Genomic DNA, 25,035 nt, shown 5'->3' with positions numbered 1-25,035 from the left:
CTCCAACGGTATTTATCACTTTTGTTACCACACACACACGCTCATAATCTTTGTATCAAAAGGATGCATAATTCTTTAAAAACTTCTCATAAAACTCTATTTAAATCAATATTTCAAAACAAAAGCTTTTATTTAAAGAAAGACTTCAAAATGCTGTCAAGGACTAGTATTTTAACCTTCTTTCCTATATAAGAACGAAATTAGGTAAGAGTCTTCGACTTTTCCTGTTTTCTCACAGACCCTTGCTGAACGACATCTCGGCTATGGGTGACTTTATGTTTCTTCGTTTTTGGAAAGGATAATACGATGTCGATTACAGCTGAACGTAAACAAGCTCTTGTCGCAGAATACGCAAACAAAGTTGGTGATACAGGATCACCAGAAGTACAGATTGCTGTACTTTCTGAACGTATTTCTAATTTAACAAACCATTTTAAATCTCACAAAAAAGATAATCATTCTCGTCGTGGTCTTTTGAAGATGGTGTCTCAACGCCGGCGCCTTCTTGATTATCTTAAAGGAGTTGATCAAAATCGTTATCAGACACTTATAAAGAAGTTAGGTTTACGTCGCTAAAAGAAAAATGGAGGTGGTATTAAAAAAACCACCCATTTTTTCAATGTGTTGCCTTTAATTAAAAATTTTAAAAACTGATAAGTTATTATGGGATAGGACTGCTCATCGTTTCACATTTAATACGATTTACTTCTCTCTTCGTCGTAACAAAGGAAGTAATTTGTTGTTCACCCCAGAATTTGCAAATATGCTATGCACAACCAGAATGTAAGCAATCAAAGATTTAAACACTGGTCATTAAGGATAAAAAATGTTCAAAACGCACAAGATAGAAATTGAATGGGCTGGGCGTCCTCTCACCCTTGAGACAGGGAAAATAGCGCGTCAAGCTGATGGTGCAGTGATTGCTACCTATGGAGAAACTATTGTCTTAGCAACCGTTGTATCGGCCAAAAGCCCAAAACCAGACCAGGACTTTTTTCCACTCACTGTTAATTATCAAGAAAAATCCTATGCTGTTGGTCGAATACCTGGAGGCTATTTAAAACGTGAAAGTCGACCAAGTGAAAATGAAACTTTGGTTTCACGTTTGATTGATCGCCCAATTCGTCCCCTTTTCGTTGAGGGATATAAAAATGATACACAAGTTATTGTTTCCGTTATACAGCATGATCTCGAAAACAATCCCGATATCCTTGCGATGATTGCATCTTCTGCCGCATTGACCCTGTCAGGTGTTCCTTTCATGGGACCTATAGCTGGTGCACGCGTTGGCTATTGTAATGGACAATATGTTCTTAATCCTCATATCGATGAAATGCCCGAATCAAAACTTGATCTTGTTGTTGCTGGAACAGAAAGTGCTGTTTTGATGGTTGAATCAGAAGCACAAGAATTACCAGAAGATATCATGTTGGGGGCCGTGATGTTTGGTCACAAAGGCCTTCAACCTGTCCTTGATGCCATTATAAAGCTTGCTGAAGTTGCTGCAAAAGATCCTCGTGATTTTGTTCCTGAAGATCTTTCTGAACTTGAAAAAGCGATGCAGAAAATGGCAGAAAAAGATATACGAAAGGCTTACACAATTACTGATAAGCAAGAACGTTATGCTGCAATTGATGCACTAAAAACAGAAATCATCAATAAATTTATGCCAGAAACAGAAGAAGACTGTCAATTCAGTACAGATCAGATTGCAACGGTATTTAAACAATTGCAAGCAAAAATTGTTCGCGGGAACATTCTTGATACACAAAAGCGTATTGATGGACGCGATCTTTCTACTGTGCGCCCAATCCAATCAGAAGTGAGTATTTTACCCCGTACACATGGATCAGCACTCTTTACTCGCGGAGAAACGCAAGCTATTGTCGTTGCAACACTGGGAACTGGCGAAGATGAACAATATGTTGATGCCTTAACGGGTATGTATAAGGAAACGTTCCTTCTCCATTACAATTTTCCACCATTTTCAGTGGGTGAAACAGGACGCCTTGGTTCTCCTGGTCGTCGTGAAATTGGACATGGCAAATTGGCATGGAGGGCAATTCACCCCATGTTGCCAACGAAAGAATCTTTTCCTTATACCATTCGTGCTGTCTCAGAAATCACTGAATCCAATGGATCTTCTTCTATGGCAACGGTTTGTGGAACCTCACTTGCTCTCATGGATGCTGGTGTTCCTCTCGCACGCCCTGTTGCTGGTATTGCTATGGGTTTGATTAAAGAAGGAGAACGCTTTGCTGTTCTTTCTGATATTTTAGGGGATGAAGATCATCTTGGAGATATGGATTTTAAAGTCGCAGGAACAGAAAATGGTATTACTGCCTTGCAAATGGATATCAAAATTGATGGTATTACCGAAGAGATTATGAAAATCGCGCTTGAACAAGCCAAAGGTGGCCGAATCCATATCCTTAATGAAATGGCGAAAGCTTTAACCAGTGCACGTGCTGAGCTGAGTGAATTTTCTCCGCGAATCGAAGTTATGAATATTTCTGTCGATAAAATCCGTGATGTTATCGGCTCTGGTGGTAAAGTTATTCGGGAAATCGTGGAACAAACGGGAGCAAAAATTAATATTGATGATGATGGTACCATTAAAATTGCTTCTGCTGATGCTAAAACCATTGAAGCAGCAAAACGTTGGATCCATTCTATTGTTGATGAACCTGAAGTTGGTGCTATCTACCAAGGAACAGTTGTAAAAACTGCAGAATTTGGTGCATTTATAAACTTCTTTGGTTCTCGTGATGGGCTTGTTCATATCTCTCAACTTGCATCAGAACGCGTTGCCAAAACAACCGATATTATTAAAGAAGGTGATAAGGTTTGGGTTAAATTAATGGGCTTTGATGAGCGTGGAAAAGTTCGGTTATCAATGAAGGTCGTTGATCAAACAACCGGAAAGGAAATCACCGGTGATAAAGCGATGAATGAAGAAAAGTGCGTGGATGAAAAAAAACAACCTGAAAATAAGCGCCGTCGTAAGAAACAAGAAGAGTAAATTTTTTCTCTTATCGTATCATGAAATGCCATCCCAATATTGGAGTGGCATTTTTCTTTGAAAGAGCCCTATGTGTTATTATTTTTGCCTTTTGAAAATCATGAACTCCCGTATCCTGACCCAAACCAGTGTTGGCTAAGTTTTGGTTTAACAGAAATCCCAGCTCCAGAATGGGCACAAAATTTAAAAGTTATTACGCCTTGGCGACCAGATTTTTTAAAATTTGTCGATACTCAATTTCACTGCTCTCCTCAAATAGATAAAACCTTCAGCTATGATGGTGCATTTTTACATTTGAGCAAATATCGTGGTTTGAACCAAAATTGTTTTCTTGATTTATTAGAATGCGTTAAACCCAATGGATGGATTGTAATCAGTGGGAATAAAACTGCTGGCGCTGCTTCAATGATGAAATGGGTCAAAACAATTGTTCCCATCACCAATAAATTATCTAAAAATCATGGTCTTGTATTTTGGTTACAAGTTCCTCCACAAATTGAGAGACATAACATTGCGCAATTGCGCTCACCACCGCTCACTTTTGGTAAATTTCAAACCGCTTCTGGTATGTTCTCACACGGTCGCATTGATCCAGGATCTGCTGCCCTTGCTTCTTATATACCCAAAGTTATTTCTGGAAAAACAGCTGATTTTGGTGCTGGCTGGGGCTTTCTTTCTCACGTTGCACTTGAAAGCAATGTAAAACTTACGTCCCTTGATCTTTATGAAGCAGACTACAACGCTTTGAGAGCAGCAAAATGGCACCTTAAATCCATAACAGCTCCTTTTCCAATTCATTTTTATTGGCATGACCTGGTGCATGAGCCTGTCACAAATCTGTATGATACAATTATTTCAAATCCACCGTTTCACACACAACAAACAACAGATGTTTCATTAGGAAAAAATTTTATTATAAATGCTGCAAAGTGCTTAAAACCAAGCGGCAGTCTGCTTTTTGTTGCAAACCGCCACCTGCCTTATGAAACATTATTAAAAAATATTTTCCGCACAGTGTTGATACATGAACAAGCCCATGGTTTCAAAATTATCGAAGCGCGCAGATAAACAAAACAAGCAATAACTTTCAAAGAATAAAACGGGAAAGATCGATATCAGCAGCAAGCTCGCCAATAGATTTTCTTACGTAAGCAGCATCAATTTTAAACGATGTTCCAGCTTTATCAGGCGCCGTAAAAGAAATCTCATCCAAAACGCGCTCCATCACTGTTTGCAAACGACGTGCCCCTATATTTTCAATCCTTGCATTTAAATCTACAGCAATATCTGCTAAAGCATCAATTGCATCATCGGTAATTTCTAAATGAACCTCTTCCGTTGCCATAAGAGCAATATATTGTTTAATCAAACTGGCTTCTGGTTCTGTTAGAATGCGTCGTAAATCTTCCCTTGTTAAAGGATTGAGCTCCACACGGATGGGCAAACGCCCTTGAAGTTCCGGTAATAAATCAGATGGCTTGGAAACATGAAATGCACCTGAGGCAATAAAAAGAATATGATCTGTTTTGATTTGCCCATATTTTGTAGCAATTGTTGTTCCTTCCACCAAAGGCAAAAGATCACGTTGAACGCCCTCACGCGAAATCGCAACACTTGCTCCACCATCTCTGGTTGCAATTTTATCAATTTCATCAATAAAAACAATACCATCATTTTCAGCAACACGAAGCGCCTCTTGAATAATTTGCTCCTGATCAAGGAGTTTTTCAGATTCATCATCAATGAGCGGTTTAAAAGAATCCTTTACTGTCGTTTTACGGACTTTTGTACGACTGCCCATTTTGCCCAAAATATCTGATAAATTCATAATACCCATTTGTGCCCCAGGCATACCAGGAATATCAAAGGTTGAAGCACTATTGCTATTATTATCGGCTACTTCAATTTCAATCTCTTTCTCATCCAATTCACCTTCACGCAATTTTTTACGAAAACTATCACGGGTAGCAGGACTTGCTGTTTTACCAACAAGGGCGTCTAAAACGCGCTCTTCAGCATTCACGTGAGCCTTTTCTTTTATTTCATCCCGTTTCTTTTCACGTACAAGAGAAATGGCAATTTCAACAAGATCTCGAATAATTTGCTCAACATCACGTCCCACATAACCAACTTCAGTAAATTTCGTCGCTTCTACTTTCACAAAAGGTGCTCCAGAAAGTTTTGCTAATCGACGTGCGATTCCTGTTTTACCAACACCTGTTGGCCCTATCATTAAAATATTTTTTGGCATAACTTCTTCACGCATCGGCTCATCAAGCTGTTGCCTACGCCACCGATTGCGCAGTGCAATAGCTACAGAGCGTTTGGCATCATTTTGGCCAATAATAAAACGATCAAGTTCTGAAACAGTCTCACGAGGGGAAAATACAACACACATTTAAATAGCTTTCTCTAAAGAAGATAATTCTGCATCCAATGTTTCAATCGTAAAATGATCATTGGTGTAAACACAAATTTTAGCGGCAATAGCCATAGCTTTACGAGCAATAGTTTCTGCATCCAAATCCAAGTCCATGAGTGCCCGCGCAGCCGAAAGAGCAAAATTTCCTCCAGAGCCAATTGCCATAACCCCATCTTCTGGTTCTAAGACATCACCAAGCCCTGTTAGAGCCAAAGTTACTTTCTTATCAGCCACGAGCATCATCGCTTCAAGACGACGCAAATAGCGATCTGTTCGCCAATCTTTTGCAAGTTCTACACATGCACGCATAAGCTGATCAGGATATTGCTCAAGCTTTGTTTCCAATCTCTCCAGTAATGTAAAAGCATCTGCCGTAGCACCTGCAAAACCAGCAACAACCACTCCGCTTTTTCCAAGACGACGGACTTTACGTGCATTGCCTTTCATAATCGTTTGTCCAAGAGAGACCTGACCGTCGCCAGCCATCACAACTTTGCCACCTTTTCGTACCGTAATAATCGTTGTACCATACATTATATCTGGCTTATGTTCTGTCATAAGGAGACTCCTTAATATTAACTTTACTTTTTAATATTGATTTCTTTTCATACAATGTAAAACTCAATTACTATTGTCCTATTTAATACTATTGTCCTATTTAAGAACATATACAGAAAAACACAATGATTCAGCATAACTCAATTTTTTAAAATTGAAAAAATGATATCATTGTTGTCAATGTAAATTACTGCTAAATAGCTTTATTTAAACAGTTTGTACCCTTTAGAGGAAAATTATGAAAAAAATAGCCATAGGAACCTTAGGTGGAACAATTGCAATGACTGCTGATAGTTCTGGCCATATGCAACCGACTTTAACCTCAGATAACCTCATAAAAAATGTTCCTAATTTAAATGACGTTGCTGATATTCATGCACAAACATTAATACAAATGCCAAGTGGATCTTTATCTTTTAAAATTCTTTTTGAAATAATCGCTTGGGCAAAACAACAAATAAACGCTGGTGCAGAAGGTATTGTTTTAACGCAAGGTACTGATACTCTGGAAGAAACAGCTTTTTTTCTTTCTCTTTACTGGAAGGAAGCTGAACCACTCATTATAACTGGTGCTATGCGTATGCCTCATGAAGCAGGCGCTGATGGACCAGCTAATATTTTAGCAGCAACTCGTGTCGCGGCAGCCCCACAAAGTCGTAACAGGGGCGTTCTCGTTGTCATCAATGACACAATTCATTCACCTTATTGGCTGTATAAAAGCCATACCGTCAAAATTGAAACATTTCAATCAGGCCTCGCAGGTATTTTGGGAACTATTTTAGAAGGAAAACTCATTTATTTTAATGATCGAAAATTTTTCCCAAAAACGTTTGATCTTCCCCAAAATCACGATCATCAAATTGCACTCCTCTATTCCTCTTTATCATCTGATGCACAATTAATGAGATTCTGCCTTGAAAGTGGGTATTATGCTGGGCTTGTTATAGCTGGTTTTGGTTCAGGACACTGTAGTTTTCAAGAAGCAGACCTTGTACAACAATATGCACAAAAAATACCAATTATTATTGCTAGTCGTTGTTGTAATGGCTCAACAACTCGTATAACTTATGGCTATAAAGGCTCAGAAATCGATATGATTGCTTCTGGTGCTCTCATGTCTGGTTATTTATCAGCTGTAAAAGCGCGTCTACTTTTATGGGCTTTTTTGGCGCAAGGGTACTCATTAGAACAAATCCGTGCAAACTGGAATGACTGGACTGTAAGTTAATGAAAAATGATCTATTATCTTAAAAGAAGAGAGCATGCAAAACAAAATTTATTTGAAAATAAAGCCGCTCATCTGTCTGCTCTTAATCAATTGCTGCTGCAAAAAAATCTCGACAAATACAAATGATTGATACGACTATACAAAAAATTAATCAGAAAGATAATCTGGTCAAATCCGTTTCTGACCGATATTCACCCTATCGTGTTTTTACTGCACAAGAATGGTCAGAGTTTCGTGAAGACACACCTCTTACTTTGACTTTTGATGAAATTAAGCGTTTACGCTCTATTGATGATCCTATCGATCTTAAAGAAGTCCAACGCATTTATCTTTCTTTATCGCGTCTGTTATCATGCCATGTTGAAGCAGTACAGGAACTTTTTCACAAACGTCAGCAGTTTCTCCATCAAGAAGAGAGTAGAAAAACGCCCTTTATTATTGGAATTGCTGGTTCTGTAGCTGTAGGAAAATCAACCACGGCTCGCATTCTTCAAGAACTGTTGAAACGTTGGACATCTAGTCTTAAAGTTGATCTAATCACAACGGATGGTTTTCTCTATCCTAACGCAATCTTACAGCAAAAAAATCGTATGAATCGTAAAGGATTTCCTGATTCCTATGACATTAAAAAACTGCTGTGCTTTCTTTCGGCTATAAAAGCAGGTATCGGAAATGTCCGTGCCCCACTTTACTCACATATGACCTATGATGTTCTAGAAAATCAGACAATTACCATTGATCGTCCTGATATTTTAATTGTTGAAGGTATTAATGTATTACAGGTCAGTGATCTTCCTAAAGATGGAAAAGCTATTCCTTTCGTATCAGATTTTTTTGATTTTTCAATCTATGTCGATGCCGAAACAGAAGTCATTCGTCACTGGTATTTGGAGCGCTTTAAACGTTTGCGTAAAACAACTTTTCAAAATCCTGAATCCTATTTTCATCGTTATGCCCACCTCAATGAAAAAGAAGCCTCAAAAATCGCTGAGGATCTTTGGCAAACGATTAATTTAAAAAATTTACAGGAAAATATATTGCCAACACGACCACGGTCCAATCTCATTCTACGAAAGGGAAAAAATCATTTGGTCGAATATGTCGCACTTAGACGACTATAAGGATCTCATAACTATGCAGCACCACCACATTCATTTTACCTCAACGCGTATCGATAACAGTTGCCCTATCATCTTGGTAAACCAAAGAAGTCTTGCTAACTTATCACTTGATGCATCAACAACAGCATGGATAAAAGTTAATGACTTTACTGGCAAAGCAGGACAAATACTCTTTGTTCCTCACGAAACGGGGCATTTAAAAAAAGTTTTATTTGGAATTGGCGATGGTAACGATCCTTTTATCACAGGAGTTCTTGCTCAAAAACTTCCTGCTGGTCAATGGCATTTAGAAGGTACAACCTCTGATGAAATAAATACCTATCTTGGATTGGCATTTGGTAGCTATCAATTTAATCGCTATCGTCAAAATTCTTCTTTCAAATCATTATCCATCCATGTCAATGAGGCCGTTGATCTTAATGAACTCCAACGAATTTATGAAGCTGTCTTTTTCGTCCGTGATCTCATTAATATTCCAGCCAATGATATGAACACTGACGCTCTCGAAGAAGAAACTCGCCAACTAGGGAAAATTTATGGTGCTCATGTCCAAAGTATTTGTGGAGATGATCTCTTAACCCATAACTTTCCAATGATTCATGCCGTGGGACGAGCAGGCAGTACTGCACCACGATTGATTGAGTTACTCTGGGGGCAAGAACATCATCCTAAAATAACGTTGGTGGGCAAAGGCGTAACTTTTGATACTGGAGGACTCGATATTAAATCAGCCAATAACATGTTGCTTATGAAAAAAGACATGGGGGGTGGGGCAAACGTTTTGGGATTGGCTAAACTTATCATGGATGCAAAATTGCCTTTCCGTCTCCGTGTTTTGATTCCAGCTGTAGAAAATGCAATTTCTGCGAATGCTTACCGACCAGGCGATATTCTCAAAAGTCGTAAAGGCTTAAGTGTTGAAGTAGGCAATACAGATGCTGAAGGGCGACTTGTTCTTGCCGATGCACTCACCTATGGTGATGAAGAAAGTCCACAATTCATGCTTTGTATGGCTACTTTAACAGGGGCAGCCCGTATAGCATTAGGACCAGATCTTCCCGCATTTTATTGTAATGATTCAATATGGGCACAACAAATTTCTGAATCTGCTCATGCTGTCTTTGATCCTCTTTGGCAAATGCCCCTTTGGAAACCTTACCAAGAGATGTTATCATCACCAATTGCTGATCTTAACAATGTAACTGGAAATAGCTTTGCTGGTTCTATAACAGCTGCTTTATTTCTTAATTCTTTTGTTGAAAAAGCTGAACATTTTGCGCATTTCGACCTTTATGGGTGGGTTCCAAAAGAAAAACCAGGGTACCCTATTGGTGGATCAGCACAAACTATTCGTGCCCTTTATAATATTTTTAAAAAATGAATTTTGACACAAAATATCCACAAAAATGGACAATTTTGCAATTTCAAGAACAATTGCTATCGTTTTAAACTGTGTTCTTAGTTGTGTTTGAAGATAGAAACCTTACCAATAGAGTTTCCATGAGTTTATTTAAAGGTGAGAAACAAAAAAATGGAAAGCAAAAAGATGAACTCTAAAGACCCAAGACTCCATGCATTCAGAGATGATCTAGCAGATCAACGTCTTGAAACAGAAATTACCGCTCAGCGCTTTGTTCAAGGTGAAAAAAGACGCGTTAATACAGCGATTGCTGGACTTTTTAAAGAAAATAATAAAAAAAGTGAAAGACAAACAGAATGCTTATTCGGAGAAGAACTTCTCATTTTTGAACAAGGGGAAACAATGTCGTGGGGACAATCACTCAAAGATGGTTATGTTGGTTATATTGATACAAAAGTTCTTTGTACATCAACCATAAAACAAACGCATGTGGTTTCGGTACCACGCACATTTAAATATTTACAAGCTGACTTACATGGACCGATAGAGTTCCCTTTATCTATGGGAAGCAAAGTCAGTGTTGCTGATGAAATTGAAATCCGTGACACACAGTATTCTATTCTTGAAAATGGAACAGCAATCATTACGAACCATCTCAGCCCCATTGGACGCGTATATGAAGATTATGTTACGGTTGCAGAAACCTTTATCCGTACACCTTATCTTTGGGGTGGGGTCAGCGGTTTTGGAATTGATTGTTCAGGACTCATCCAACTCTCGATGATGATGACCGGTCAAATAGTTTTACGTGACACTGATATGCAGCAAAAAACTATAGGCAAGCTTCTTACAGACACTGATAAACTTCAACGAGGCGATTTGATTTTTTGGAAAGGTCATGTTGCTATTATGGTTGATCATGAAAATATTATTCATGCAAGTGGTTTTTCTATGGACGTTATGATCGAGCCATTGGAACAGGCAATTACGCGTATCGCTAAAAAAAATCAATATCCCATCGCAAAACGCCGTCCAATTTAGGAGACTTAATATATACCTCTTATAAAAAATTAATTGAATGTTTTTATTATACAATAAATTGATTTATAAGGATAATTATCCATCATTCACTCTGCGTCAAGAATTCTAAATATCGTAAAATTCTCTTATTTCAAATCTGTTTTTATGTTGAATCAATCAAAATCGCTTGCCTGTTTATCGCAAGCGAAATTGATGTATAAATAAAAATATCCCTTCTGAATGCTCTCAAATACCAAGAGCTATCATAATAACATTGGGACCAGCTTACTCCTTCATAAGCGTAAAGATGGTGGTGCTCAATGGCTTTATCGTTATACCATTCAGGCGCCAGTGTGAAATGGACTTGGGTACTTTAAGAAATGCCTTTTTAAAACAATCTCATAAATATGCAACGCAATAGCGTTCTGTATTATATGAGGAGTGTGCCCCCATTGTTCGAAAAGAGCATTTTTGATCTTTTCTTAAAGCTCATATCCAATATTCATTTAGAAGTCTTTATTAATATTCGCCTATCTTTAAATAGTGTAAAGACTCATCAACAGGCTTACTGAATAATATGTATTAAAATATCATACAGTTAATTATAATCATAAACTCGTATGACACCATTTGAATCAGCGTTTTCGATATTATCATATTTCACTGTTTCAAACACCTTTATTACAAACCAATAGAGAAATGAGCGTATTCTTTTCAAAAAAAAATGAAGATTGCACAATTCCTTATATTTTTATCTCTTCCATTCTGAATGAAATATATAAACTTCATAAAACACTCTCACATTAATTTGTATTTCTCATTTATATACTTAAGTCAGATAGCTTTTTCCTCATCTCTCATACTATAATACAATCCCCTAAGTACTCTTCTCTTCATGTTTTTCTTTTATATTTAATAGTTCATTAGCCATATATTTTATTCAGTTTAAAATTATTTTTCACATTACATACTACCCTTTTTATGAGTACGTTATTGAATTTTTTTGATTGAGAAACAATAGAGCATCAAGAGAAATAATGAAGCGATAATGTATAATTATCAATCATAAGCTATTATGAAATAAATACTCCTAATATTTTTTCGGTGCATCCAAGACAATCTCTCAATGATAATCGCAAAAAGTATAAATCCATTATCTACCACCATTTTTATGCTTATGAAGCGTACAAAGGAACCATTATACACTTTTGCCCATTCTCAATATTGCGATACCCCCTAGTTGTTGGAGAGCGTTTTTTCAGCACGTATTTTATTTTTTTCTTAAATAACTTTATCCACATGACCCTCTCCGCTTGGAACGGGCAAAAGAATGGTTTTGATTAATTTAACATAAAACAGATTTGAAATGAGAAAAATTTTTACGACTCTGAACTTCCTCATTCAACATGAAAATTTAAAATTATCATTTTAAATCAATATATTGAATTATATTTAAACAATATTTGCTTCTTATAACACATTAAAGAAGATGATTTTTCAATACCTGAACCAATGGTTTATCAGCATTAGGCATAGGGTATTTATCAAGATCATTAATAAAAACCCATTCTAAATTTTGCCCTTCTCGTCCTTGCGCAACGCCCTCATAATGGTAACAAAGATACAATGGCATTAAGAGATGAAATGTTTCATAGCTATGGCTCGCAAACGTTAAAGGGTGTAAATTATTTGGTTGAACATAAATACCAAGCTCCTCTTCTAGTTCACGAATCAATGAAATTTCTGGAGTTTCACCTTGCTCAACCTTTCCACCAGGAAACTCCCATAAACCAGCCAGTGATTTTCCTTCAGGACGCTGTGTAAGCAAAACACGATTATTCTGATCGAACAATGCGCATGCAACAACAAGAAGAATGGAACTTTTTATACACATATCACTCCCCAATAGGGAACATAAAGATAACTGTCTTTTCTATCATATCCCCTCTGCTCCTAAAAGAGCTCACATACCCCATTTTCTCTGAAAATAATAAGTTGTTAAATATAAAGTGCATTCGTTAACTTCTATAATCGCTGTTGATCATAACGTACTCTTTTGTTAAATCGCAAGACCAAACTGTCGCCGTACCATTACCCAAACCGATATCAACACGAATTGTTATGTGTTTACTTTGCATATAAGTACCTATTGCTTCTTCACAATACTCAGGATCTCGTTCGCCATTAATCGCCAAACGATGTTCACCAAACCAAATCGTTAACAGATCACGGTCTACTTCAACACCTGCCTTACCCACTGCCATAACAACCCGCCCCCAATTGGCATCTTCACCGGCAATTGCTGTTTTTACAAGGGGTGAATTTGCAATTGAGAGAGCAATCGTTTTTGCAGCATCGTTTGTTGTAGCACCAATTACATTAACTTCAATTAAATGACGAGCACCTTCACCATCACACACCACTTGTAACGCAAGCTCATGCAAAAGTGCACTCAAGTGCTTTGAGAACACTTCATAACGCGGATCTGTTTTACATCTAATGCAAGGAAAATTTTCTTTTCCTGTCGCAAACATCATGAGTGTATCTGAGGTTGAGGTATCGCTATCAACCGTGATTGAATTGAAAGAGCTCTGAACCGCCTCTGACAACATGGATTGGAGTGCATCCGAAGAAATGGTAGCATCACTAACCACAAATGACAGCATTGTCGCCATATCGGGTGCAATCATACCAGCACCTTTTGCAATTCCATTAATGGTAACATGCTCTCCCCCACAGTCAAAAGTGCACGTAGCAAGTTTTGGAAATGTGTCCGTTGTCATTATGGCTTTTGCAGCTTCCAACCAATTTCCCTCTTCTGCTGTCTCTGTCATACTGGGTAACAGATTGACAATACCCGATGCATCCATTGGCTCACCAATAACACCCGTAGAAGCTATAAAAATTTCATCTTCTCTAACCTTTAAAGCGTTCGCTGCTGCACAAATGATTGCATTGGTTGTGTGCTTTCCTTTGCTTCCTGTAAAAGCATTTGCATTTCCAGAATTCACAATAACCCCCCTCGCAACCCCATGAGGAAGCGATGCACGACAATGCTCTACAGGGGCAGATGGACATTTTGAACGGGTAAAAACACCGGCCACACTCACTGGTTTATCGAATATGATGAAAAGAAGATCTGTACGATTTTTATATTTAATCCCAGCTTCAGCTGTTGCTATCCGTACACCAGATAAAGGAGAAAGCTCCTGGATCTTTTGAGGTGACAAAGGAGAAATTTTCAAAACCACAATATGCTTTCTATAAAAACGAATGAAATGATTGCAGATCAATAACCTCTCATAGAAAACTGCTAGTTTTTTTGAACAAAACTAACCTAGCAAATTATCTATTAAAGAGGCTATCCACCTATTTTTCCTAGCTACTCCGTATCTTCTTCATCGGATGTCTCATCGGGAAGTAGCGTCCCATTTTGATGAAGCGATTCCATGATTTTTGTAACATTAGGATCAGGGTATTTCACATCTATCTTGCTACGCAAATCAACAATCAGTTCTTGATAGCGCTTTTTTATCAGCTGTGTCCGCAACATCTCTTTAACATCATCAAATGCAGGCGGTTGTTTTACACGACGATCTTCTAATTTAATAATATGCCAACCAAAAGGACTTTCAACGGGTTGTTTCGTGTATTCGCCAACTTTCAAACCAAATGCTGCATCTTCAAAAGGCTTGACCATTTGACCATGGCTAAAATAACCAAGATCACCCCCAACGGCAGCAGAACCATCTGTTGAACTTTTCTTTGCAATCTCTTCAAAATTTTCGCCTTTATTCAAATGCTTAATGATAGCTTCTGCCTCTTTTCTCGTTTTGACCAAAATATGACGCGCTTTAACCTCATCCTCTTTAGGTAAAGCCGCAACTTCTTGCTTATAAAGAGCTTCCAAATCAGTGTCCGATATTTTATCAACAATCGCCTGTTTAAAATAAAGCTGCTGAAGAACATTGTCACGCATGACTGCCATACGTTTATCGTAAGCTTCTGTCTTATCAAGCCCTTTGCTTCTTGCTGCTTTTGCAAGTGCCTGCATATCTAAATAAGCTTTTAGAACCATCATACGGCGTTGTTCATCAGGAAAACGTGCTAAATTAGGATTTATTTCAAGCGCTAAATCATCTAATTGGCCTGCTGTAATATTTTTCCCATCAATAACCGCCATAATATGAGAAGGAGAAACGGATTTTTCAGAAGCTTTCTCTAAAGTCTTTAAATCATTCGACGATGAATTCAAACCTTCTTGGGCTTTCACCCCTAAACTTGTACTTGCCAATAAAGTTGATGCTAAAAACAGCGTGATAAAGTTAAATTTCATAAATATACTCCTTAAAAATGAAGGCAGGTTCAAGATTCCAATTTTCTTTACCATAACACTTTAATCTTTAAACATAGAGAAATAAATTGGTAATTTATTTCAAAAAAGTATAAAATTGTCCTTTTATCTCAGTTTCTCCAATCCTATCTAATGCAGATGAAAAACATGATAATAGAGAAAAATGACATATTGTATCTTAAATTACTTTGTATTGTATCAATTAAATAGCATACTTAAAGTTGACATAGAGCGCTTAGCCTCTTATCTCTACTTTACAATTAAAGTGGAAAATTGCACACCAGCAAGTATAATGGTACCATCTGCATTTCATGATGTCTCTAATGATATCAGATAACTTGAAAAAAATGTAGAGTATGGGGAAAGCGTATGAATTACCCAACAAGAGTGACAACAATTAAAAGAAAGGGCCAGAGATGGTCAGTTTAGGTGTTTTTGCCCGTAAGTTTTTTGGTTCTGCTCATGAGCGACATCTCAAAGCACTCCGCCAAAAAGTTGCACAAATTAATGCTTTGGAAGAACAATTCGTAAAATTAAGTGATGAGCAGCTTTGCCAAAAAACAGATGCCTTTCGTAAACGTCTTCGTGAAGGTGAAAGTGTTGATTTGCTCTTACCAGAAGCTTTCGCAACTGTTCGTGAAGCCGCAAAACGTGTTTATGACATGCGTCCTTTTGACGTACAACTTATTGGTGGAATGGTCCTTCACGACTGTGGCATAGCTGAAATGCGTACAGGTGAAGGTAAAACATTAATGGCAACTCTACCAATTTATCTCAATGCATTGGAGGGTAAAGGCGTTCATGTTGTGACAGTAAACGATTATCTCGCTAGTCGTGATGCTGAAACAATGGGAAAAATTTTTAGTTTTCTAGGACTTACAACGGGCGTGATTCTTCATGACCTTGATAGTGATGCCCGCCGAGAGGCCTATGCATGCGACATCACCTACGCCACAAATAATGAACTAGGTTTTGATTATTTGCGGGATAATATGGCCTTCGATCGTAGTCAAATGGTCCAACGTGGACATCATTACGCAATTGTCGATGAAGTTGATTCGATTCTTATTGATGAAGCCCGTACCCCCCTTATTATTTCTGGTCCTCTAGAAGATCGTACTGACTTCTATAACCTTATTGATACATTTATTCCTGCCTTAACTCCAGAGGACTATGAAATAGACGAAAAACAAAAAACAACGACCTTTACCGAAGTTGGTACTGAAAAAATTGAAAAACTGCTTGAACAAGCTGGGCATCTTAAAGGTGAAAGTCTTTATGACATAGAAAATGTCGCTATCGTTCATCATGTCAATAATGCTCTAAAAGCCCATAAACTGTTTTCTCGCGATAAAGATTACATTGTTCGCAATGATGAAATCGTTATTATTGACGAATTTACAGGGCGAATGATGCCTGGGCGACGTTATTCTGAAGGACTTCATCAAGCTTTAGAAGCTAAAGAGCATGTTGCTATTCAACCAGAAAACCAGACACTTGCTTCCATCACTTTCCAAAATTACTTCCGTATGTATAGAAAATTATCTGGCATGACTGGAACGGCAACAACAGAAGCCGAAGAATTCAGAAATATTTATGGTCTTGACGTTGTTGAAGTCCCTACAAATTTGCCAATACAACGTATTGATGAAGATGATGAGATTTATCGAACAGCAGAAGAGAAATATCGAGCAATTGTGCGTGATATCCGTCAAGCACATGAAAAAGAACAGCCTATTCTTGTTGGAACAACCTCTATTGAAAAGTCAGAACAATTGGCAGAGCGTTTGCGAAAAGAGGGCATTACCGGTTTTAGAGTCTTAAATGCTCGCTATCACGAGCAAGAAGCATACATCATTGCGCAAGCAGGAGTTCCTGGAGCTCTCACCATCGCAACCAACATGGCGGGACGCGGTACGGATATACAGCTTGGTGGTAATGTTGAAATGCGCATCCGGCAAGAGTTACAGGATATCCCTGAAGGTCCAGAGCGCACAGCTAAAATTGAAGAAATCAAAAAAGATGTTCAGAAGCTTAAAGAAAAAGCTTTAGCAGCTGGAGGGCTTTATGTTATCGCTACTGAACGTCATGAAAGCCGTCGTATTGATAACCAGCTTCGTGGACGTTCTGGTCGCCAAGGTGATCCTGGTCGCTCAAAATTCTTTCTCTCTCTTCAAGATGATCTTATGCGTATCTTTGGCTCTAACCGTATGGATGGTATGCTGCAAAAACTTGGATTGAAAGAAAATGAAGCCATTATCCATCCATGGATTAATAAAGCCCTTGAAAAAGCACAAAAAAAGGTCGAAGCACGAAACTTTGAAATTCGTAAAAATCTGCTAAAATATGATGATGTCATGAATGATCAACGCAAGGTTATTTTTGAACAGCGTATGGAGGTCATGAACGCAGATGATTTAACAGAAATGATCCATGAAATGCGCGATGAAGTCGTAGAGGATCTTGTAGAGGCCTATATTCCTTCAGGGACATATTCTGAAAAATGGGATGCAAAAACTCTCGAAGAAGAGCTTCAACACCTCTTTAATCTTGAGCTTCCAGTGGAAGAATGGGCAAAAGAAGACGGAATTGCCGAAGAGCAAATTCTAGAGCGTATCTCAGATGCTGTTACAAAACTTGAAAATGAGCGTACTGAACGTTACTCTCCAGAAGTTATGGCTTATTTTCACAAAGCAGTATTGCTCGAAACTATTGACACGTTATGGCGTGAACATCTGGTAAGTCTAGATCATTTGCGTTCTGTTGTTGGTTTTCGTGGTTATGCTCAACGGGATCCACTCAATGAATATAAGACAGAATCTTTTGAACTCTTTCAAAGTATGTTGAAAAATTTGCGCAAAATTGTCACTTCTAAACTTATGCGCTTTGAAATTATTCAACACTCCACAGAACCGACCATGCCTGAGCAAACTGATGCTGCTTCTTCTATCTTTAATGATCAAAGTCAAGAAAATGGTCCCACCTTATGGGCAAGATCACAAGAAAATAGATTTGTTAATCCACAAGATCGTGACCCTAATGATATAACCACATGGGGAAAAGTTGGACGTAATGAGCGTTGTCCTTGCGGTTCAGAGAAAAAATACAAACACTGTCATGGAACCTTTGTTTGAAAAGCAAACTATGCAAATGAATAAAAAGCGAAATTATGAGCAAGAATTACGCACAGCTGGTTTAAGAGTAACACGCCAACGACGTATTATTCTTGATATTTTGAATGATACAAATGATCATCCCAATGCATTTGAAATTTTTCAGCGTGCAAACAAAGTGGATTCGAGTATTTCACTCTCGACGGTTTATCGAACCATGAAAACATTAGAAGGAAATGGAACAATCCATCGGCATACTTTTAGTGGTGGTCCATCTCGTTTTGAACAAGCAGATGGGCAACATCATGATCATCTCATTGATATAGAAACAGGACAAGTTATCGAGTTTCATTCTGATGTTATTGAAAAACTGCAAGAGGAAATTGCAAAATCCCTTGGCTATGATATTATTAATCATCGCCTTGAGCTTTACGGAAAAAAACTCTTAAAAAAATGATTATATATCATTAGATAAAAGACCTCTGGCAAATCAAATTTTATAAAAATTTACCTTTAAAATATAATAGTTTTCATTGGCAAAAAAAAAGAATTGCTTTATTACCTCTTTTTGTATGATGCTATGCGGTAATTCATTGCCAATATTATAACAAAAAATCATTGCAACAAAATACTATAAAAATTGTATTATGAAAAATTAGGCCAATATTATCATGGTTTCTTTGCCACAAGATCGTATGAGACAGCTTGAAAAGCGCTTTGAAATAATTGAAAGCCAAATGACGACGAATCCAAATGCTGAAACATATGTCAAATTAGCTTCTGAATATGCAGAACTACAACCCGTTATTGCCTCTATACGCGCATTAAATGCTCTTTACGAAGAGATTACAGAATTAGAAACGATTATCAACGATAAACAAACAGATATAGAGATGCGTAATCTTGCCCAAGAAGAGCTACCATCGTTATATAAAAAAGTAGAGCAATTTGAAAAAGAACTCCAAATTCTGCTTTTGCCTAAAGATGTTGCTGATGAAAAAAACGCTATTGTTGAAATTCGAGCAGGAACGGGTGGATCAGAAGCAGCACTTTTTTCCGGTGATCTTTTCCGCATGTATGAACGTTATGCCCATGCTCACAATTGGAAAGTAGAGGTTATTTCAATCAGTGAGGGGGAAGTTGGTGGATATAAAGAGATTATTGCTACCATTTCAGGAAAAGGAGTCTTTTCTAAATTGAAATATGAATCAGGGGTTCATCGTGTGCAACGTATCCCCGAAACAGAGACAGGTGGACGTATCCATACATCTGCTTCTACCGTTGCTGTGCTTCCAGAGGCTGAAGAAATTGATATCGATGTTCGTCCTGAAGATATTCGTATCGACACAATGCGTGCATCTGGAGCAGGAGGACAGCATGTTAATACAACGGATTCAGCTGTTCGTATCACGCATATTCCAACAGGAATTATGGTCGTACAAGCAGAAAAATCACAACATCAGAACCGAGCACGAGCCCTTCAAATTTTACGGGCACGCTTATTCGATATCGAACGACAAAAAGCGGAAAGTGAACGTTCAGCTTCCCGTAAAAGTCAAGTTGGTTCTGGTGATCGTTCAGAACGTATTCGTACCTATAATTTTCCACAAGGACGCGTCACGGATCACCGTATTAATCTAACCTTGTATAAGCTTGATCGCATTCTAGAGGGAGATCTTGATGAGCTTATTCATGCACTCATCTCAGATCACCAAACAGCACTCCTGATGGAAATGGATAATAATTGAGTAAATATTCTTTTAAAAATGTCATCCAACGAACTCAAGAAAAACTGCGCACGAAAGGAATTGCTGAAGCCGATCTCGATGCGAAAATACTCGTTGAATGGATAACAGGAATAAATGCTGCTGAAAGAATTTCTCAACCGGATATGCCTCTAACTTCTGAGCACATTACACAAATAGAACAGGCTTTACAACGGCGTATTGCAGGCGAACCCGTTTACCGTATTATAGGAGCACGAGAATTTTATGGTATATCTTTTACATTGTCTCAAGAGACGTTAGAACCACGCCCTGATACAGAAACGCTGATAGATCTTGTTCTCCCTTTTCTCCAAAAACAGGTCGAAAATTCAAGAAGAACAACATTCCTTGATATGGGAACAGGAAGTGGCGCCATTGCCATTGCACTCCTTAAACAAATTCCCCAATCCTATGCGGTGGCAGTCGATATTTCTGAAGATGCCCTTAAAACAGCGAAAAAAAATGCAAAAAATGCTGAAGTAGCACACCGCTTCACACCTCTTCTTAGCGACTGGTTTGATTCTGTCGCAGATCGCTTTGATTTCATTATTTCCAATCCACCTTATATTCCCGCAAAAGATATCAAAAAACTTGCAAAAGAAGTGCGCTTATATGATCCATTGCGCGCTCTGATAGGAGGGGAAGATGGTCTTGATTTTTATCGAAAACTCGCCCATGAAGCAGCCAACCACTTAAAAGAAAACGGCTATGTCGCTGTTGAAATTGGTTTCTCTCAAGAAAATGAAGTTTGCAATCTGTTTGAAAAAAATGGTTTTCAATGTTTAGAAGTGCGCAAAGATCTCTGTGGGATACCTCGCGCTCTTCTGTTTACATGCAAATATTAAAATTCCCAATCATCATCCGTAGTAGCAACCGCCTTACCAATGACATAAGAAGAACCAGCCCCTGAAAAAAAGTCATGATTTTCGTCAGAGTTTGGTGATAAAGCTGCCAAAATAGCGGGGTTAACATGACAAACCTCAGGTGGGAAAAGAGCTTCAAAACCCAAATTCATTAAAGCCTTGTTTGCATTATAATGGAGAAAAATTTTAACATCTTCCGTCAATCCAAGTGCATCATAAAGATCTTCAGTATATTTGCACTCGATATGATAAAGGTCAAAGAGCAAGTTAAAAGCAAAATCTTTAATTTCTTGCTTTTTGGCTTCATCAAGCTTTGCAAAGCCTAATTGGAATTTATAACCTATATAATAACCATGAACAGCTTCATCACGAATGATCAGTCGAATGAGATCTGCTGTATTGGTTAACTTAGCGCGGCTGGCCCAATACATTGGTAAATAAAAACCAGAATAAAATAAAAAGCTTTCCAGTAAAGTAGAAGCAATTTTTTTCTTGAGTGGATCATTTGCTTCATAACGTTCTAGTACTAATCTAGCCTTTTTCTGCAAATGAATATTTTCTTCCGACCATCTAAATGCATCATCAACTTCTACCGTCGAGCAAAGGGTTGAAAAAATAGAGGAATAAGAACGTGCATGAACCGCTTCCATGAAGGCAATATTCGTCAAAACCGCCTCCTCATGCTCTGTTATCGCATCAGCCAACAGTGAAATGGCTCCTACAGTATTTTGAATTGTATCGAGAAGCGTTAATCCTGTAAAAACACGAATTGTTAGCTTGCGTTCTTCATCCGTTAAGCTTGACCATGAGGGAATATCATTAGAAAGCGGAACCTTTTCAGGCAACCAAAAATTTCCAGTTAAGCGGTTCCATACTTCAAGATCTTTCTCATCATGTAATCTATTCCAATTAACAGCACACACAACAGGATTTTTGGTTGTAATCTTGGTCATATGATGATCTCCTATAAACTACACGAAACACAGCCATCTACTTCTGTTCCACTTAATGCTACTTGCCGTAATCGTACATAGTAAATACTTTTTATCCCCTTTTTCCAGGCATAAATTTGTGCGCGATTAATATCACGTGTAGTAGCCGTATCAGGAAAAAATAATGTTAATGAAAGACCTTGATCAACATGCTGTGTTGCCGCAGCATAGGTATCTATAATTTTTTCAGGACCAATCTCATAAGCATCTTGGTAAAAATTCAAATTCGTATTATCCATATAAGGAGCGGGATAATAAACGCGCCCAATTTTTCCCTCTTTGCGAATCTCGATTTTTGAAGCAATCGGATGAATAGAGGAAGTGGCATGATTAATATAGGAGATAGATCCCGTGGGAGGAACTGCCTGTAGATTGCGATTATAAAGCCCGTACTCAACAACTAAATCCTTGAGCTCCTGCCAATCCTTTTGACTTGGAATAACAATATTGTTCCGCTCAAAAAGCTCTTGCACAAGCGCAAATTGCGGTTTCCATTCTCTTTCAATATATTTCTCGAAAAAACGTCCATCTGCATAAGCTGATTTTTCAAACCCTGCAAACATTTCTTGACGTTCGCGCGCAATTAAATTGGAAGCACGTATGGCGTGATATGTCACAATATAAAAATAGATATTGGTAAAATCAATCGCTTCTGGAGACCCATAATAGATCTGCTCACGCGCTAGAAACCCATGCAAATTCATTTGTCCCAAACCAATCGCATGACTTTCAGCATTGCCTTTCGCAATGGAAGGCACACAATCAATATTGCTCATATCCGAAACAGCTGTCAGAGCGCGAACAGCAGATTCCACGGTCTGTCCAAAATTAGGACTTTCCATTGCTTTGGCAATATTCATGGATCCAAGATTACAGGATATATCACTTCCAATCGTGCGATAAGTTAAATCTGTCTCCAGTTCACTCGCCTCACTCACCTGCAAAATTTCTGAACATAAATTGCTCATACTTATGCGCCCAGCTATCGGATTCGATCGATTAGCAGTATCCTCAAATAAAATATAGGGATAGCCCGACTCAAATTGAATTTCCGCTAATGTCTGGAAAAAAACGCGTGCACTTATTTTCTTTTTACGAATCTTTGCATTATCAACAAAAGAACGATAATGCTCCGTTAAAGAAATATCGCTAAAGGGCTTACCTGTCACACGCTCGATGTCATACGATGAGAAGAGATACATATCCTCATTATTCCGTGCAAGCTCAAAAGTAATATCAGGAATAACAACACCAAGCGAAAGCGTTTTAATTCTAACTTTTTCATCAGCATTTTCACGCTTTGTATCCAAAAACTTCATAATATCTAAATGATGAGCATGCAAATAAACAGCTCCAGCCCCCTGACGTGCCCCAAGCTGATTGGCGTAAGAAAAAGAATCTTCCAAAAGTTTCATCACTGGTAAAACACCTGAGGACTGATTTTCTATTTGCTTAATTGGCGCTCCAGCTTCCCGCAAATTCGTTAAACAAAGCGCCACACCTCCACCACGTTTTGAAAGCTGCAAAGCCGAATTAACCGCACGACCTATCGATTCCATATTATCTTCAACACGTAGCAAAAAACACGAAACCAATTCACCTCGTTGTTTTTTCCCAGCATTTAAAAATGTCGGTGTTGCCGGTTGAAAACGTCCTGTAATAATTTCATCCACAAAACTTTCAGCAAGAGCTTTATTCCCTTGTGCCAAATATAAAGCCACAAGACAGACACGATCTTCATAACGTTCAAGATAACGTTTCCCATCAAAAGTCTTCAGTGTATAGCTGGTATAGTACTTAAATGCGCCTAAAAAGGTAGGAAAACGAAACTTAAATGCATAAGCACGTTTAAAAAGCTTTTTAATAAAAGAAAAATCATAAAGCTCAAATAAAGCTTTTTCATAATAACCTTCTTCTATTAAGTAATCTATTTTTTCCTTCAGGTTATGAAAAAAAACTGTATTTTGATTAACATGCTGAAGAAAATATTGCCGTGCAGCAAGCCGATCCATATCAAATTGAATATGACCATTTTCATCATAAAGATTAAGCATTGCATTCAACGCATGATAATCTGTAATCTGATCCGATTTCTGCGATTGTCCTATACCAATTGTTTCCAAAATCTTTCCAATCCCTTTTTTACATAAATAACGTCTTCATCAGTTCCACGCAGCTCAAAACGATAAAGGCAAGGTACACAACATTTTTCAGCAATAATTTTACTTGCTAAATTATAATAGCGACCAAAATTACGATTCCCACCGCCAATAACACCACAAATTAATTTTCGGTTCTCAGCTTCATTAAGAAACTGGACAACGGCTTTCGGCACGGCCCCTCTTCCTTCGCCATCTGCATATGTAGGAACAACCAATACATAAGGTTCACCAACCAATGCAGAAGGCTTTCTTTTATCAATTTTGAAGAGTCGTTGACCAAGCTGCGAGACAAAATGTTCTGTATTACCCGTTGCACTCGAATAATAAACAATAAGCCCCATTAAGCACAAAGACCACTAATCATATCTGGTCTAAAACCAGACCAATGATTTTCACCACAAACAACGACAGGAACCTGACGATACCCCAGAGATTGAACAAAACTGTATGCTTGTTCATCACAAGAAATATCAACAACACGATAATGAATGCCTTTTGCATCAAAAGCGCGGCGTGTAGCATCACATTGGACACAAGATGGTTTGCTATAAATAGTGATCGACATTTTCTTCAACTTTCACAATTCCAAACAATCAACCCTGAAAGGTCAATCTAATAATTTTATAGGTACTCAAGAATAACAAAAAACAGAAATTGTACGCAAAACATGTGGTTATTTTCAAATAATATACTGCTTCCTGAACATAACAGAATTCCTCATCAAATAACTTCAAAAACTATGATGAGAATAAGCGATTATTCTACAACTTAAATGGCAAAGCCCCCTAGTTATAAAACAATCTTTTGTTTGCATTACAATTCCCTCCTGCTGTCTAAAAAACTAACGTTCTAAACCACCGTTTTTCAAGAGCTCTGTTTTACTCTTTTACGGCAAAAATCAATTACAAAAACGAAAGGGAATCCTTCCAAAAGAGATTCTTCAGTAAAAATACTGCTATACCTTTGGCCAATAAACTCTTTACAATAATGGAAATAACTTAGATACCAAACGAAACACACTAACACCCTCTCTTGTGCTTATTTAGAATCACCA

20 protein-coding genes are annotated in these 25,035 nt (G+C 37.9%); 11 read left to right on the top strand and 9 right to left on the bottom strand.

The window, feature by feature from the left end; genetic code table 11:
* The first annotated feature begins 306 nt into the window (after positions 1–306).
* The 3 genes from rpsO to ACFIJL_RS04760 all read left to right on the top strand — a co-directional run bounded on the left by rpsO (position 307) and on the right by ACFIJL_RS04760 (position 4,090).
* Positions 307–576: a 30S ribosomal protein S15 gene (rpsO, locus tag ACFIJL_RS04770; RefSeq protein WP_005774142.1), complete on the top strand. Its 270-nt coding sequence runs from the start codon at positions 307–309 to the stop codon at positions 574–576.
* Between the two features lie 250 nt (positions 577–826).
* On the top strand, positions 827–3,022 hold the full coding sequence (pnp, locus tag ACFIJL_RS04765) for a polyribonucleotide nucleotidyltransferase (protein WP_375623025.1): 2,196 nt from the start codon (positions 827–829) through the stop codon (positions 3,020–3,022).
* 72 nt (positions 3,023–3,094) lie between these two features.
* Positions 3,095–4,090 carry a class I SAM-dependent methyltransferase gene (locus tag ACFIJL_RS04760; protein WP_375623023.1) on the top strand — a complete coding sequence of 332 codons (996 nt, stop codon included), beginning with the start codon at positions 3,095–3,097 and terminating at the stop codon, positions 4,088–4,090.
* A 19-nt stretch (positions 4,091–4,109) separates the two neighbouring features.
* On the opposite strand, the gene hslU is transcribed toward ACFIJL_RS04760, so the two are convergent.
* Both hslU and hslV read right to left on the bottom strand, forming a co-directional pair.
* Positions 4,110–5,420 (bottom strand): ATP-dependent protease ATPase subunit HslU, encoded by a 1,311-nt coding sequence (gene hslU, locus ACFIJL_RS04755; RefSeq protein WP_375623021.1) that lies wholly within the window; start codon positions 5,418–5,420, stop codon positions 4,110–4,112.
* Positions 5,421–6,002 (bottom strand): ATP-dependent protease subunit HslV, encoded by a 582-nt coding sequence (gene hslV / locus ACFIJL_RS04750; protein WP_375623019.1) that lies wholly within the window; start codon positions 6,000–6,002, stop codon positions 5,421–5,423.
* A 238-nt stretch (positions 6,003–6,240) separates the two neighbouring features.
* Here hslV and ACFIJL_RS04745 point away from each other — a divergent pair, with 238 nt between their 5' ends.
* From ACFIJL_RS04745 to ACFIJL_RS04730, 4 genes are all read left to right on the top strand, one after another.
* A complete protein-coding gene (locus ACFIJL_RS04745) occupies positions 6,241–7,230 on the top strand; it encodes an asparaginase (protein ID WP_375623017.1) in 990 nt (329 codons plus the stop codon).
* A gap of 122 nt (positions 7,231–7,352) precedes the next feature.
* Positions 7,353–8,351, top strand: a complete 999-nt coding sequence (gene coaA / locus ACFIJL_RS04740) for a type I pantothenate kinase (RefSeq protein ID WP_273790598.1) — start codon at positions 7,353–7,355, stop codon at positions 8,349–8,351.
* 13 nt (positions 8,352–8,364) lie between these two features.
* Entirely contained in the window at positions 8,365–9,732 is a 1,368-nt protein-coding gene (locus tag ACFIJL_RS04735) for a M17 family metallopeptidase (RefSeq protein ID WP_375623015.1), read from the top strand.
* Positions 9,733–9,897: 165 nt separating this feature from the next.
* Entirely contained in the window at positions 9,898–10,752 is an 855-nt protein-coding gene (locus ACFIJL_RS04730; RefSeq protein WP_375623013.1) for an NlpC/P60 family protein, read from the top strand.
* A gap of 1,459 nt (positions 10,753–12,211) precedes the next feature.
* On the opposite strand, the gene mutT is transcribed toward ACFIJL_RS04730, so the two are convergent.
* From mutT to ACFIJL_RS04715, 3 genes are all read right to left on the bottom strand, one after another.
* On the bottom strand, positions 12,212–12,625 hold the full coding sequence (gene mutT, locus ACFIJL_RS04725; RefSeq protein WP_375623010.1) for an 8-oxo-dGTP diphosphatase MutT: 414 nt from the start codon (positions 12,623–12,625) through the stop codon (positions 12,212–12,214).
* Positions 12,626–12,749: 124 nt separating this feature from the next.
* Complete coding sequence (gene argJ / locus ACFIJL_RS04720) at positions 12,750–13,982, bottom strand: bifunctional glutamate N-acetyltransferase/amino-acid acetyltransferase ArgJ (RefSeq protein ID WP_375623008.1); 1,233 nt, start codon at positions 13,980–13,982, stop codon at positions 12,750–12,752.
* 131 nt (positions 13,983–14,113) lie between these two features.
* Positions 14,114–15,067, bottom strand: a complete 954-nt coding sequence (locus ACFIJL_RS04715) for a peptidylprolyl isomerase (RefSeq protein WP_375623006.1) — start codon at positions 15,065–15,067, stop codon at positions 14,114–14,116.
* 434 nt (positions 15,068–15,501) lie between these two features.
* Between ACFIJL_RS04715 and secA the strand changes: the two genes are divergently transcribed.
* From secA to prmC, 4 genes are all read left to right on the top strand, one after another.
* Positions 15,502–18,219 carry a preprotein translocase subunit SecA gene (secA, locus tag ACFIJL_RS04710; RefSeq protein ID WP_375623004.1) on the top strand — a complete coding sequence of 906 codons (2,718 nt, stop codon included), beginning with the start codon at positions 15,502–15,504 and terminating at the stop codon, positions 18,217–18,219.
* Positions 18,158–18,655 carry a Fur family transcriptional regulator gene (locus tag ACFIJL_RS04705; protein WP_375623002.1) on the top strand — a complete coding sequence of 166 codons (498 nt, stop codon included), beginning with the start codon at positions 18,158–18,160 and terminating at the stop codon, positions 18,653–18,655. The genes secA and ACFIJL_RS04705 overlap by 62 nt, the downstream gene beginning before the upstream one ends.
* A 214-nt stretch (positions 18,656–18,869) precedes the next feature.
* Positions 18,870–19,946 (top strand): peptide chain release factor 1, encoded by a 1,077-nt coding sequence (gene prfA / locus ACFIJL_RS04700; RefSeq protein ID WP_375623000.1) that lies wholly within the window; start codon positions 18,870–18,872, stop codon positions 19,944–19,946.
* On the top strand, positions 19,943–20,809 hold the full coding sequence (gene prmC, locus ACFIJL_RS04695; RefSeq protein ID WP_375622998.1) for a peptide chain release factor N(5)-glutamine methyltransferase: 867 nt from the start codon (positions 19,943–19,945) through the stop codon (positions 20,807–20,809). Before prfA ends, prmC begins: the two co-directional genes overlap by 4 nt.
* Here prmC and nrdF read toward each other — a convergent pair.
* The 4 genes from nrdF to nrdH are packed head-to-tail and all read right to left on the bottom strand — an operon-like array spanning position 20,806 to position 24,546.
* Complete coding sequence (nrdF, locus tag ACFIJL_RS04690) at positions 20,806–21,780, bottom strand: class 1b ribonucleoside-diphosphate reductase subunit beta (protein WP_375622996.1); 975 nt, start codon at positions 21,778–21,780, stop codon at positions 20,806–20,808. The two genes, prmC and nrdF, sit on opposite strands and share 4 nt — an antisense overlap.
* A gap of 11 nt (positions 21,781–21,791) precedes the next feature.
* A complete protein-coding gene (gene nrdE / locus ACFIJL_RS04685) occupies positions 21,792–23,942 on the bottom strand; it encodes a class 1b ribonucleoside-diphosphate reductase subunit alpha (RefSeq protein ID WP_375622994.1) in 2,151 nt (716 codons plus the stop codon).
* Positions 23,924–24,322 (bottom strand): class Ib ribonucleoside-diphosphate reductase assembly flavoprotein NrdI, encoded by a 399-nt coding sequence (gene nrdI / locus ACFIJL_RS04680; RefSeq protein WP_375613294.1) that lies wholly within the window; start codon positions 24,320–24,322, stop codon positions 23,924–23,926. Before nrdI ends, nrdE begins: the two co-directional genes overlap by 19 nt.
* Positions 24,322–24,546: a glutaredoxin-like protein NrdH gene (gene nrdH, locus ACFIJL_RS04675; RefSeq protein WP_005774163.1), complete on the bottom strand. Its 225-nt coding sequence runs from the start codon at positions 24,544–24,546 to the stop codon at positions 24,322–24,324. The genes nrdI and nrdH overlap by 1 nt, the downstream gene beginning before the upstream one ends.
* Positions 24,547–25,035: the final 489 nt, after the last annotated feature.

Origin of the sequence: Bartonella sp. TT119HLJHH, from assembly GCF_042193385.1 — a bacterium.
In the GTDB taxonomy this organism is placed as follows: Bacteria; Pseudomonadota; Alphaproteobacteria; order Rhizobiales; family Rhizobiaceae; genus Bartonella.
Note: the sequence above shows the minus strand (reverse complement) of the source record. Positions and strands in the feature narration are given on the sequence as shown.